This window comes from Streptomyces sp. NPDC051104 (assembly GCF_040682835.1).
GTDB lineage: Bacteria > Actinomycetota > Actinomycetes > Streptomycetales > Streptomycetaceae > Streptomyces > Streptomyces cynarae.
This window is the reverse complement of sequence record NZ_JBFBBS010000030.1, coordinates 15,051-26,837: the sequence shown is the minus strand read 5'-3', so window position 1 is coordinate 26,837 and position 11,787 is coordinate 15,051. Positions and strand designations below refer to the sequence as shown.

Annotated in this window: 11 protein-coding genes and 2 pseudogenes; 6 read left to right on the top strand and 7 right to left on the bottom strand. The window is 71.9% G+C overall.

The annotated features are described in order from the left end of the window. Nucleotides 1–3: 3 nt before the first annotated feature. Together aceB and AB0N14_RS29790 are read right to left on the bottom strand one after the other, a co-directional pair. Complete coding sequence (gene aceB, locus AB0N14_RS29795) at nucleotides 4–1,626, bottom strand: malate synthase A (RefSeq protein WP_366028791.1); 1,623 nt, start codon at nucleotides 1,624–1,626, stop codon at nucleotides 4–6. Between the two features lie 203 nt (nucleotides 1,627–1,829). Continuing rightward, complete coding sequence (locus tag AB0N14_RS29790; RefSeq protein WP_366028790.1) at nucleotides 1,830–2,429, bottom strand: nucleotidyltransferase family protein; 600 nt, start codon at nucleotides 2,427–2,429, stop codon at nucleotides 1,830–1,832. Nucleotides 2,430–2,604: 175 nt separating this feature from the next. Between AB0N14_RS29790 and AB0N14_RS29785 the strand changes: the two genes are divergently transcribed. Continuing rightward, nucleotides 2,605–2,943, top strand: coding sequence for a DUF5955 family protein (locus AB0N14_RS29785; RefSeq protein ID WP_366028789.1), 339 nt, complete (start codon nucleotides 2,605–2,607; stop codon nucleotides 2,941–2,943). Nucleotides 2,944–2,987: 44 nt separating this feature from the next. Here the strand turns inward: AB0N14_RS29785 and AB0N14_RS29780 are convergent, their stop codons facing one another. Then, nucleotides 2,988–3,794 carry an IclR family transcriptional regulator gene (locus tag AB0N14_RS29780; protein WP_366028788.1) on the bottom strand — a complete coding sequence of 269 codons (807 nt, stop codon included), beginning with the start codon at nucleotides 3,792–3,794 and terminating at the stop codon, nucleotides 2,988–2,990. A 234-nt stretch (nucleotides 3,795–4,028) separates the two neighbouring features. On the opposite strand from AB0N14_RS29780, the gene allB reads away from it, so the two are divergent. The 4 genes from allB to AB0N14_RS29760 all read left to right on the top strand — a co-directional run bounded on the left by allB (nucleotide 4,029) and on the right by AB0N14_RS29760 (nucleotide 8,180). After that, nucleotides 4,029–5,369, top strand: coding sequence for an allantoinase AllB (gene allB, locus AB0N14_RS29775; protein ID WP_366028787.1), 1,341 nt, complete (start codon nucleotides 4,029–4,031; stop codon nucleotides 5,367–5,369). Nucleotides 5,370–5,429: 60 nt separating this feature from the next. Next, nucleotides 5,430–6,545 carry an allantoicase gene (gene alc / locus AB0N14_RS29770; RefSeq protein WP_366028786.1) on the top strand — a complete coding sequence of 372 codons (1,116 nt, stop codon included), beginning with the start codon at nucleotides 5,430–5,432 and terminating at the stop codon, nucleotides 6,543–6,545. A 237-nt stretch (nucleotides 6,546–6,782) separates the two neighbouring features. Then, the gene (locus AB0N14_RS29765) at nucleotides 6,783–7,601 is read left to right on the top strand and encodes an AIM24 family protein (RefSeq protein ID WP_366028785.1); all 819 of its coding nucleotides are present in this window, start codon (nucleotides 6,783–6,785) and stop codon (nucleotides 7,599–7,601) included. A gap of 183 nt (nucleotides 7,602–7,784) precedes the next feature. Continuing rightward, on the top strand, nucleotides 7,785–8,180 hold the full coding sequence (locus tag AB0N14_RS29760) for a ribonuclease domain-containing protein (RefSeq protein WP_366028784.1): 396 nt from the start codon (nucleotides 7,785–7,787) through the stop codon (nucleotides 8,178–8,180). Nucleotides 8,181–8,348: 168 nt separating this feature from the next. On the opposite strand, the gene AB0N14_RS29755 is transcribed toward AB0N14_RS29760, so the two are convergent. From AB0N14_RS29755 to AB0N14_RS29745, 3 genes and pseudogenes are all read right to left on the bottom strand, one after another. Then, the gene (locus AB0N14_RS29755) at nucleotides 8,349–8,846 is read right to left on the bottom strand and encodes a LysR family substrate-binding domain-containing protein (RefSeq protein WP_366028783.1); all 498 of its coding nucleotides are present in this window, start codon (nucleotides 8,844–8,846) and stop codon (nucleotides 8,349–8,351) included. 274 nt (nucleotides 8,847–9,120) lie between these two features. After that, nucleotides 9,121–9,498 (bottom strand): annotated as a pseudogene (locus AB0N14_RS29750) (LysR family transcriptional regulator); the annotation flags it as partial. A gap of 108 nt (nucleotides 9,499–9,606) precedes the next feature. Then, nucleotides 9,607–10,464: an NAD-dependent epimerase/dehydratase family protein gene (locus tag AB0N14_RS29745; RefSeq protein WP_366028782.1), complete on the bottom strand. Its 858-nt coding sequence runs from the start codon at nucleotides 10,462–10,464 to the stop codon at nucleotides 9,607–9,609. A 147-nt stretch (nucleotides 10,465–10,611) separates the two neighbouring features. Here AB0N14_RS29745 and AB0N14_RS29740 point away from each other — a divergent pair. Then, nucleotides 10,612–10,734, top strand: a pseudogene (locus tag AB0N14_RS29740) (DNA-binding response regulator); the annotation flags it as partial. Between the two features lie 20 nt (nucleotides 10,735–10,754). Here the strand turns inward: AB0N14_RS29740 and AB0N14_RS29735 are convergent. Then, nucleotides 10,755–11,765 carry a Gfo/Idh/MocA family oxidoreductase gene (locus AB0N14_RS29735; protein ID WP_366028781.1) on the bottom strand — a complete coding sequence of 337 codons (1,011 nt, stop codon included), beginning with the start codon at nucleotides 11,763–11,765 and terminating at the stop codon, nucleotides 10,755–10,757. Nucleotides 11,766–11,787 lie beyond the last annotated feature (22 nt).

The following is an 11,787-nucleotide window of genomic DNA, read 5'->3' as shown; positions in this document are numbered from 1 at the left end:
ATCTCAGCCCTCGAGCTGCTCGTAGGCCGGAAGCGTCAGGAAGTCCGCGTAGTCCTCGTCCAGCGCGACCTTCAGCAGCAGGTCGTGGGCCTGCTGCCACTTGCCGGCCGTGAAGGCCTCCTCGCCGAGCTCCGCCCCGATGTTCCGGAGTTCCTGCGCGGCGACCTCGCGGGCGAGCTCGGCGGTGACCCGCTCGCCGTTGTCGAGGACGACCCCGGCGTTGATCCACTGCCAGATCTGGGAGCGGGAGATCTCCGCGGTGGCCGCGTCCTCCATCAGGTTGAAGATGGCCACCGCGCCGAGGCCGCGCAGCCAGGCCTCGATGTAACGGATGCCGACCTGGACGGCGTTGACCAGGCCCGCGTACGTCGGCTTGGCGTCAAGGGAGTCGATGGCGATCAGATCGGCCGCCTTGACGTCGACGTCCTCGCGCAGCCGGTCCTTCTGGTTCGGCCTGTCGCCGAGGACCTTGTCGAAGGACTCCATCGCGATCGGGACCAGGTCCGGGTGGGCGACCCAGGAGCCGTCGAAGCCGTCGTTCGCCTCGCGGTCCTTGTCGGCGCGGACCTTCTCGAAGGCGACCTTGTTGACCTCGGGGTCCCTGCGGGAGGGGATGAAGGCGGCCATGCCGCCGATGGCGTGCGCGCCGCGCTTGTGGCAGGTGCGGACGAGGAGTTCGGTGTACGCGCGCATGAACGGGGCCGTCATCGTGACCGCGTTGCGGTCCGGCAGGACGAACTTCGCTCCGCCGTCACGGAAGTTCTTCACGATGGAGAACAGGTAGTCCCAGCGGCCCGCGTTCAACCCCGAGGCATGGTCACGGAGTTCGTAGAGGATCTCCTCCATCTCGTACGCCGCCGTGATCGTCTCGATCAGGACCGTGGCGCGGATGGTGCCCTGCGGGACGCCGACGTGGTCCTGGGCGAAGACGAAGACGTCGTTCCAGAGGCGGGCCTCCAGGTGCGACTCGGTCTTCGGGAGGTAGAAGTACGGGCCCTTGCCGAGGTCGAGCAGCCGCTGGGCGTTGTGGAAGAAGTACAGACCGAAGTCGACGAGGGCGCCCGGGACCTGCTCTCCGTCGACCTGGAGGTGACGCTCGTTCAGGTGCCAGCCGCGCGGGCGCATGACGACCGTCGCCAGTTCCTCGTTCGGGCGCAGGGCGTACGACTTGCCGGTCGCCGGATCGGTGAAGTCGATGCTGCGGGTGTAGGCGTCGATCAGGTTGAGCTGGCCGAGGACCACGTTCTCCCAGGTGGGCGCGGAGGCGTCCTCGAAGTCCGCGAGCCACACCTTGGCGCCCGAGTTGAGGGCGTTGATGGTCATCTTGCGGTCGGTGGGGCCGGTGATCTCGACCCGGCGGTCGTCCAGGGCTTGGGGCGCGGGCGCCACCCGCCAGCTGTCGTCCGCGCGGATCGCGGCGGTCTCGGGCAGGAAGTCCAGCGTGGAGGTGCGGGCGACGTCGGCGCGGCGCTCCGCGCGGCGGGCCAGCAGTTCGTCGCGGCGCGGTGTGAACCGCCGGTGCAGCTCGGCCACGAAGGCGAGCGCCGCGTCGGTGAGGACCTCCTCCTGCCGGGGCAGGGGCTCGGCGTCGACGATGGCCGCCGGGGACGGCGCTGGTGCGGACATGAGTCTGTCACTTCCTTCGGCGAGCTGGCATGAGGGCGTTGCGGCACCGCGTGCCAGGGGCCCCGTACGCGGCCGGCGGCGCCTGGGGAGCGGTCGAGCGCTTCTGATCAGTGGATACTAGTTTTCTCATAGTGGAACTTCAATGGATTGTTGATGTCGAGATTCTCCGGGTCGAGGCAAGGTGGCGCTCGGTGCCACTCCGCTCACTCGAGGTGGGCCAGGTCCGCCGCCGTGTCGATGTCGTACGCCTGTGCAATGTCCCCGCACTCGACGAGGGTGATGGCGTCGTCGTGCGCCTTCAGATAGGTGCGTGCCCCACGGTCGCCGGTCGCGGTCCGGGCGACACCGGCCCAGTGGGCCGAGCCGAGTAGGACCGGATGCCCGCGTACCCCCTCGTACGCGGCCGAGGCCAGCGACTCCTCGTCCCGGAAGACGGAGAGCACCCGAGCCACCGCCTCCGGCCCGATGCCGGGCTGGTCGACGAGCAGGACCAGGGCCGCCCGCGCGCCCGTCCCGGCGAGCGAGGCGAGCCCGGCCCGCAGCGAGGAGCCCATGCCCTCTTCCCAGTCCGGGTTGTCCACCGGCACGCAGCCGGTGAGGTCGGCACGCTTCCGTACGGCGGTGGCCCCCGCTCCCAGCACCACGTGGACGCGGCCGCATCCGGCCGCGCGCAGCACTCCCGCCGCGTGCTCCACCAGCGGGCGCCCCCGGTGTTCGAGCAGCGCCTTGGGCTGCCCGCCGAGCCGCCGCCCCCCGCCTGCCGCGAGCAGCAGCCCGGCGATCCGCCCTTCGTTGTCCGTCATACGTCCTGCTTACCTGACCCGGTGCCGACATCGCGGTTTCCAGGGGCTGAATTTCCGTCCACACGGTGGCGCCCGGTGCGCCCGGTGGCGTTTACTGGCCCGCGTCCCCGGCGCCCGACCACGCCCGGGGCGCAGGGGGGCGTACGAGCACAACGGCGTTTCAAGGGGGATGGCTGTGGTGCGGAGCTTGGGGCAGAGGCCAGTGACCGGCAGCGAAGAGGATCCGAGAGTGGCGGAACTGCGTACCGCCGTGTCCCGGCTGCGCCGTGAACTCGCCGCACATCCGGCCGAGTTCCCCGACCGGGCGATAGCCGAGGACGAACTGGCCGCACTCGCCGCGATGGCCACGGGAGGCGTTCCCGAGATTCCCCGCCTGCGCCGCTCCCTGCTGCTGATCGCGGGAGCGATCGGCTCGGTCAGCGCACTGACCAGGGGCTTGACGGAGGTCCGCAAGGCGGTCGAACTCTTCGGGGAGCCGCCGCGCGGCAGGCGGGAACTCGACGACAGGGCCTAGGGGCGGCCACCGAGCCCGGTCGAGGGCTGTGATGCCGGGTCGCCTCAGGCGGCCGGGCCGCCCGAGGCCGCAAGAGTCCGGGACAGTTCCGCCGCCACCTGCTGGAGCACCGGCACGATCCGCTCCGTCGCCGCCTCGGTGACGCGCCCCGCCGGGCCCGAGATGGAGATCGCCGCGGCCGTGGGGGAGTCGGGCACGGACACCGCGAGGCACCGGACCCCTATCTCCTGCTCGTTGTCGTCGACCGCGTATCCGAGCCGGCGCACCTCCTCAAGTGCGGCGAGGAACGCGTCCGGCGTGGTGACCGTCTTCTCGGTGGCGGCCGGCATGCCCGTACGGGCGAGCAGGGCGCGCACCTCGTCGTCCGGCGTGCTCGCCAGCAGAGCCTTGCCCACGCCGGTGGAGTGCGGCAGCACCCTCCGGCCCACCTCGGTGAACATCCGCATCGAGTGCTTGGAGGGCACCTGCGCCACGTACACGATCTCGTCCCCGTCCAGCAGCGCCATGTTCGCCGTCTCGCCGGTCTCCTCCACCAGGCGTGCCAGATGCGGCCGGGCCCAGGTGCCCAGCAGCCGGGACGCCGACTCGCCGAGCCGGATCAGCCGGGGGCCGAGCGCATAGCGGCGGTTGGCCTGCTGGCGCACGTACCCGCAGGCCACCAGGGTGCGCATCAGGCGGTGGATCGTGGGCAGCGGCAGACCGCTGCTCGCGGACAGCTCGCTCAGGCCGACCTCGCCGCCCGCGTCCGCCATCCGCTCCAGCAGGTCGAAGGCGCGCTCGAGGGACTGGACACCACCGCTCGCGGCGGACTTGGCGGGGGTGTCGCTGGCGCTGGACGTCGACGGCGGCACGGCGCGTTCCTTTCGACTGTTGTTCTGCGTATCGGAATTCTAATTCCGCTACACGGAAACGTCCAGGGTCCGCCGGAGCCGGTACAGACAGGGCGCCAGGAGGAATTGTGCCCTTGACGACGCGGGTACGGGAGGGAAGACTCCTTCAACAGAAAGTTGAATTCCGTTACGCGGATGTAAATCCCGTCATCCGGAAGTCGACCGGGAGCGGGACGGCGGCAGAGAGGGGCCCGGGTGTCCGACGCTGAACTGGTGCTGCGCTCCACGCGCGTGATCACCCCCGAGGGCACGCGCGCCGCGTCGGTCGCGGTCGCCGGGGGCACGATCACGGCCGTCCTGCCGTACGACGCCGCCGTACCGGCCGGGGCCCGCCTGGAGGACCTGGGCGACGACGTCCTGCTGCCCGGCCTCGTCGACACACACGTGCACGTCAACGACCCCGGCCGCACCGAGTGGGAGGGCTTCTGGACCGCCACCCGCGCGGCGGCGGCGGGCGGTATCACCACGTTGATCGACATGCCGCTCAACTCGGTGCCCCCGACCACGTCGGTCGCCCACCTCCGCACCAAGCAGGAGGTCGCGGCCGGCAAGGCCCACATCGACGTCGGCTTCTGGGGCGGCGCGCTGCCCGACAACGTCAAGGACCTCAGGCCGCTGCACGACGCGGGCGTCTTCGGTTTCAAGGCGTTCCTGTCACCGTCTGGCGTGGACGAGTTCCCGCACCTCGGCCAGGAGCAACTGGCCCGCTCCCTGGCCGAGATCGCCGGTTTCGACGGGCTGCTGATCGTCCACGCGGAGGACCCGCGCCACCTCGCCGCCGCCCCGCAGCAGGGCGGTCCCCGGTACGCGGACTTCCTCGCCTCCCGGCCCCGGCACGCGGAGGACACGGCCATCGAGCACCTCATCGACCAGGCGAAACGGTTCAACGCGCGCGTGCACGTGCTGCACCTCTCCTCCAGCGACGCGCTGCCGCTGATCGCTGCCGCCAAGGCGGAGGGCGTACGCATCACGGTGGAGACCTGCCCGCACTACCTCACCCTGACCGCCGAGGAAGTCCCCGACGGGGCCAGCGAGTTCAAGTGCTGCCCGCCCATCCGCGAGGCCGCCAACCAGGATCTGCTGTGGCAGGCGCTGGCGGACGGCACGATCGACTGCGTCGTCACCGACCACTCCCCGTCGACCGCCGACCTGAAGACCGACGACTTCGCCACCGCCTGGGGCGGCATCTCGGGCCTGCAACTGAGCCTGGCCGCGGTGTGGACCGAGGCGCGCAGGCGGGGGCACGGCCTGCAGGACGTGGTCCGCTGGATGTCCGAGCGCACGGCCCGGCTCGTGGGGCTCCAGGGCCGCAAGGGCGCCATCGCGGCGGGCCACGACGCGGACTTCGCCGTGCTGGCGCCCGAGGAGACCTTCACGGTGGACCCGGCGGCCCTCCAGCACCGCAACCGGGTCACCGCGTACGCGGGCAGGACCCTGCACGGCGTCGTCAGGTCCACCTGGCTGCGCGGCGAACGCATCGTGGCGAACGGCGAGTTCACCGGACCGAAGGGGCGCCTGCTCGGCAGGACCGACTGAACCGCCCGCATCGACTCCCGGGCCCGCAGCGGGCGACACCGAAAGGAAGAACTGATCACCGTGACGGCGATTCCGAGTTTCACGGGCGACGCGAAGCCGTACCGGGGCGGCGACCCCTACGCGGACTACCGCAGCGCCGACTTCCCCTTCACCCGGTACGCCGACCTCGCCGACCGCCGGCTCGGGGCCGGGGTCATCGCCGCCAACGACGAGTTCTTCGCCGAGCGCGAGAACCTTCTGGTTCCCGGGCGCGCCGAGTTCGACCCCGAGCACTTCGGGCACAAGGGCAAGGTCATGGACGGCTGGGAGACGCGCCGCCGCCGGGGCACCTCGGCCGGGCACCCGTGGCCCACCGAGGACGACCACGACTGGGCGCTGGTGCGCCTCGGCGCACCCGGCGTCGTACGGGGCATCGTCGTCGACACGGCCCACTTCCGGGGCAACTACCCGCAGGCGGTCTCCGTCGAGGGCACGTCGGTCGCCGGCTCCCCGTCACCGGAGGAACTGCTCGGGGACGACGTGAAGTGGACGACGCTGGTGCCGCGCACCCCGGTCGGCGGCCACGCGGCCAACGGCTTCGAGGTGGACGTGGAGCAGCGCTTCACCCACCTGAGGCTCCACCAGCACCCCGACGGGGGCATCGCACGCCTGCGCGTCCACGGCGAGGTGGTGCCGGACCCGGCGTGGCTGGAGGTGCTCGGCACCTTCGACGTGGCGGCCCTGGAGAACGGGGGCCGGGTGGAGGACGCCTCCGACCTCTTCTACTCGCCCGCCACCAACACCATCCAGCCGGGCCGCTCCCGGAAGATGGACGACGGCTGGGAGACGCGGCGCCGTCGCGACCGGGGTCACGACTGGATCCGCTACCGGCTGGCGGCGCAGGCGCAGATCCGGGCGATCGAGATCGACACGGCCTACCTGAAGGGCAACGCAGCGGGCTGGGCGTCGGTCTCGGTCAAGGACGGTGAGGACGGCGACTGGCGCGAGATCCTCCCGCGCACCCGCCTCGAGCCCGACACCAACCACCGCTTCGCCCTCCCGGCCCCGGCGATCGGCACGCACGCGCGCGTGGACATCTACCCGGACGGCGGCATCTCCCGCCTGCGCCTGCACGGCTCCCTGACACAGGACGGGGCGAACCGGCTGGCGGCACGCCACCAGGAGCTGGGCGGCTGACACACGCCACGCGCGCGTGGGGCGCATCGGTCCGACGGGGGCCGGTGGGGCGCATCGGTCCGACGGGGGCCGGTGGGGCGCCTGGGGCGCAGCCGGGCTGACGGCACCGGTGCGCGCCCGTGTCTCACGCCGCGTGCACCTGTACGACGCCGGCCGGAGCGTCGGCAGGCCGGCGGCGAACGAGAACCGTCCTCGGACGGCCGGAACTCTTCGCCCCGTCCGTCGCGTTCTCCTCGCGTGACTCTTCAGCAAGAAATCGTCGGCAACGCCATGCAGATGGCGGTCGTCAACCTGCACCCGGGCCAGACCGTGTACTGCGAGGCGGGCAAGTTCCTCTTCAAGACCACGAACGTCACCATGGAGACCCGCCTGTCCGGCCCGTCGAACGACGGTGGCCGACCCCAGGGCGGAGCCGGTGGCGGCGGCATGGGCGGCCTCCTGCGACAGGCCATGGGCACCGCCATGCAGGTCGGCCAGCGCGCGCTCGCGGGCGAGTCGCTGGCGTTCCAGTACTTCACCGCGCAGGGCGGCGAGGGCACCGTCGGCTTCGCGGGCGTGCTGCCCGGCGAGATGCGGGCGCTGGAACTCGACGGCACCCGCGCGTGGTTCGCGGAGAAGGACGCCTTCGTGGCCGCCGAGTCGACCGTCGACTTCGGCATCGCCTTCGCCGGCGGCCGCACCGGCATGAGCGGCGGCGAGGGCTTCATCCTGGAGAAGTTCACCGGACACGGCACCGTGATCATCGCCGGCGCGGGCAACTTCATCGACCTCAACCCCGCCGACTTCGGCGGCCGCATCGAGGTGGACACCGGGTGCGTCGTGGCCTTCGAGGAGGGCATCCAGTACGGCGTCCAGCGCGTCGGCGGCCTCAACCGCCAGGGGATCATGAACATGGTCTTCGGCGGCGAGGGCCTGTCCCTGGCCACCCTGGAGGGCAACGGCCGCGTCATCCTGCAGTCCCTGACCATCGAGAGCCTCGCCAACGCGCTGAAGAAGGCGCAGGGAGGCGACAAGCAGGGGCCGACCGGCGGACTGTTCTCGACCCACGCGGGGTGAGCCCGACCACCGAGCTCCCGGCGGGCGGCTGACCGCCGCGTCCGCGACCGCCCGCCGCCCCGGGGCCCGGATCGCCCGGGCGGCAGGCGGCAGGTTAACTCGCCGAAAACAGATGGCACTCGACGTGAGAGTCTCGCTGATTGTCATTGACATGCCACGGTCTACGCGCGTCATCATGCCGCCATGACAACCCCCACACGCGCCACCCGGATCGGCGCCGCAGCCGCGCTCCTGTCCGCCCTCCTCATGGGCGGCACCGTCTCCGCCACCACCGCGGACGCCGCCGCCACCTCGGTCGGCAGCATCTGCTACAGCGACCTGCCGTCCCAGGCCTACGACACCCTCGACCTGATCGACCAGGGCGGCCCCTTCCCGTACTCGCAGGACGGCACCGTCTTCTCCAACCGCGAAGGCGTACTCCCCGGCCAGTCCTACGGCTACTACCACGAGTACACCGTCATCACCCCCGGCTCCTCCACGCGCGGCGCCCGCCGCATCGTCACGGGCGAGGAGTACCAGGAGGACTACTACACCTCGGACCACTACGCGACGTTCGACCTGATCGACTTCGGCTGCTGACCGAGCGGCCACCACGAGCCGGGGACCCGGTCCGCACTCAGCCGGGCCCCGGCTCTCCGGGGCGGCCGAGAAGACGACCGCCAGGACGAGCGGCGCCGTAGGGCCGCACGGTGCCCAGCGGTCAGGCCCCGAAAGGAGATCCCCGGTGACGGCGTGACCGCCGCCCGGTCACTGCGGCATCGCGTCGGACCTGGGAGGCGCGATGTTCGAAGCCGCCTCGGCGAACTCGTGGATGAGCGGGGAACGCCGGGTGGCCATCCACGCCAGGCACACGTGATTGGGGCCGATGTCCTCGACCGGTACGGGAACGACATCGGGGCGCGTGTAGAAGCCGGCCGTGGACAGCGGGATCACACACACTCCGGCTCCGGAGGCCACGAGCTCCAGCTTCTCCTCGACCTGATGGATCCGGGGCACCTCGGGCCGGTCCCGCTCGCGCATCTCGAGGGCCACGTCGCGCCACTCCGGCACGGCGTCCGGGTCCTGCAACAGGTGATCGGCGGCCAGGTCCGCGACGGCCACCGACTGCTTGCCGGCCAGGGGGTGGTCCAGGGGCAGGACGACGACCCGGGGCTCCTGGAACAACGGCACCACCTGGAGACCCTGTTGGTCGATCGGCAGACGGACGATGCTCACGTCCGCCCGGCCGTCGTGCAGCACCTCCACCTGGTCGACCTAGTGCCGCAACAGGCAACGTTCGCCCCGTCGCGACGCCCGGCACTCCCCCAAGCTCTCGGCTCCGCTCGAGCAGGGGGGACCCCCACCCCCAAGCTCTTCGAGCAGGGGGGACCCCCACTCGCCGCACCGGCCGGAAGCCCAAGTACATCCAGTACGAGGACTTCCGGCCGGCACTCCCCCAAGCTCTTCGAGCAGGGGGTACCCCCAGAGCACGCACCGGACGCCGCTCCTTGACGGGCAAACGTCGCCTGCCGCGGCACTAGCTCGTGCGCAGCAGCCGCACGTTGAGCCCCGGGCGGCGCGAGGTCAGGGCGCGCACCGCGGACGTCACGGTGATGCCGGGCATGAAGCCGATCGTGAAGGTGGGCGTGCCCTTGGCCGCGGAGGTGACCCGCCGGAGCAGTGCCTCCGACACGGCGAGGAGCGGGGGTGCGTCCTCCCGCAACTGCTCGCCCGCCGGGGTGAGCATGGTGCCGCGGCGGTCACGGACGAACAGCTCCGCCCGCAGCTCCCCCTCGAGGGCGCGGATCTGCCGGGACAGAACCGGCTGGGCGATGTGCAGGCGTTCGGCGGTGCGACCGAAGTGGAGTTCCTCGGCCACCGCAACGAAGTACCTGAGCTTTCGCAGGTCGACGTCCACAGCTCCGCACCGCCCGTCTCCGTTTCAGATGAATCTACCTCCGACCGTGGCGGCCGCGCCGCCGAGAGGGGGCACGCCAACCCGGCGCTGAGGGTCGACCGCGGATTGTCAGCCGCGGGCAAGGACCGCCAGCGGGTCGGTGTGGCCGGGCGTCCACCCCAGCTCCGTGCGAGCGCGGGACGGGGTGAGCTGCTGGTCGAGGGCGAAGGCGTCCGCGGCGGGACCCATCTGCTCCCGCGCCTGCTCCAGGGAGATCGACTCCGTCTTCCCGTCGATGCCGGCCGACCGGCTGATGGCCAGCGCCACGTCCTTGGCCGTGGGATTCACTCCGCCCACGCCGACATAGACGGAACCGGCCTTCGCCTTCAGGGCGGCGACGTAGAGCTCCGCGATGTCGTCGACGTGGACCAGCGCCCAGTGGTTGGCGCCGTCGCCGATATAGGGGATGGCGCCCGCCTGCTTGCCGGGTGCGGTGAAGAACATGTCGATCAGCCGGTTCTCTCTGCCGTAGAGCAGCCCGGGCTGGACGACCACGGGCCGTCCGCCGCGCGCCGCCCGCTGGAGGACGGCCTCCTCCACAGGGCGCCGCCAGGCGACCAGGGCGGGCGGGTTCCAGGGCGCGGTTTCGTCGGCCACCCCGTCTGTGTCGCCGTAGACCCAGGTGCCGCCCGTGTGCACGTACGTCTCCGTGCCGATGCCGTCCTGCATGGCGTCGGCGGCGGCCAGATCGGCCTCGCCGCTGTCCGCCTGGGCCAGGTGCACGACGGCCTCGGCCCGAGCCGCGGCGGCGTTGAGCACGTCGAGGTCGTCCAGCCCGCCGATCACCGGGACGGCACCCAGTGCGCGGACCGCGTCCGCGGAGCGTTCGCTGCGGGCCAGTGCCTCGACGGCGTGTCCGTGCCTGAGCAGCGCGGTGATCGTCGCCTTGCCCATGTAACCGGAACCACCGGTGAGGAAAACCTTCATCGCCTTGCCTTTCGTTCGGTCCAGAACGTCGCATTCAGCGTGCGCCGGACCCGAGGAAGGCGTCCAAGACCTGTTCGGTCGGCTGTGATGCCCTATGGGTATCGGTGCGGTCGGAGCCCGGCGCCGGGCCCTGAATACCCGGCTGCGGTCGACGCGGTGAGGCGCGTCGCGGCCGGCGACCGGTCTCTCCGCCCGCCGTCACGCCGCCGGTTGAGGGCGCACGCCGCCGGCGCCGGCCCCGACACCCGGCGCGCCACCGCACGCGGACGGGACCTGATCCGTCCCGCCGGTCAGTGGCCGGCGCCCGGGATCTCCCCGAGGTTCACCGGGCGGCGCTCCCGGCGTGAGAGTTCGCAGGCCTCCGCGATGCGCAGAGCCTCCAGTGCCTCGCCGCCGTCGCAGGGGTTGGCGCGCTCGCCGCGCACCACCTCGACGAACGCCGCGACCTCGGCCTCGTACGCGGGCGCGAACCGCTCCAGGAACCCCGTCCACGGCTTGTCCGCGGCCGGGGGACCGGCGGGCTCCGTGGACGCGATCGGCGTACGGTCGTCCAGGCCCACGGCGATCGTGTCCAGCTCGCCCGCCAGCTCCATGCGCACGTCGTAACCGGCACCGTTCGTACGTGTCGCCGTGACCGTGGCGAGTATGCCGTCCGCCAGTGTGAGCACGACCGCCGCCGTGTCGACGTCGTTCGCCTCCCGGTACATCGCCCCGCCCGCGTCGGACCCGGTCGCGTACACCTCGGCCACCTCCCGGCCGGTCACCCAGCGCAGGATGTCGAAGTCGTGGATGAGGCAGTCCCGGAAGATGCCGCCGGAGACCGGCAGATACGCGGCCGGTGGCGGTGCCTGGTCGGCCGTCAGCGCGCGGACCGTGTGCAGCCGCCCGAGCCGACCCGAGCGCACGGCCTCCCGCGCCGCCGCGTAGCCCGCGTCGAACCGCCGCTGGAAGCCCATCTGCAGCACCGTCCCGGCGGCGTCGACCTCGGCGAGCGCGGCCAGCGTGCCCGCCAGGTCCACCGCGATCGGCTTCTCGCAGAACACGGGGAGCCCGGAGCGCGCCGCCCGGCCGATCAGTTCGCCGTGCGCCGCGGTCGCCGCGGTGATGACCACCGCGTCCACGCCCCAGGTGAAGATCTCGTCCACGCCGGGCGCCGCCGTCGCGCCCAGCCGGTCCGCGAGCTGACGGGCCCGCGCGGTGTCGACGTCCGTGATGATGAGCGAGCCCACCTCATGGTGACGGCTGAGGGAAGCCGCGTGGTATGTCCCTATACGCCCCGCTCCGATCAGTCCGATGCGCATGGGTCCAACGTGGGGGTGCACC

Coding starts and splice junctions, on each gene's coding strand:
- aceB (WP_366028791.1), bottom strand. CDS start 1,626: ATGTCCGCACCAGCGCCGTCCCCGGCGGCCATCGTCGACGCCGAGCCC.
- AB0N14_RS29745 (WP_366028782.1), bottom strand. CDS start 10,464: ATGAAGGTTTTCCTCACCGGTGGTTCCGGTTACATGGGCAAGGCGACG.
- AB0N14_RS29760 (WP_366028784.1), top strand. CDS start 7,785: ATGACAACCCCCACACGCGCCACCCGGATCGGCGCCGCAGCCGCGCTC.
- AB0N14_RS29735 (WP_366028781.1), bottom strand. CDS start 11,765: ATGCGCATCGGACTGATCGGAGCGGGGCGTATAGGGACATACCACGCG.
- AB0N14_RS29790 (WP_366028790.1), bottom strand. CDS start 2,429: ATGACGGACAACGAAGGGCGGATCGCCGGGCTGCTGCTCGCGGCAGGC.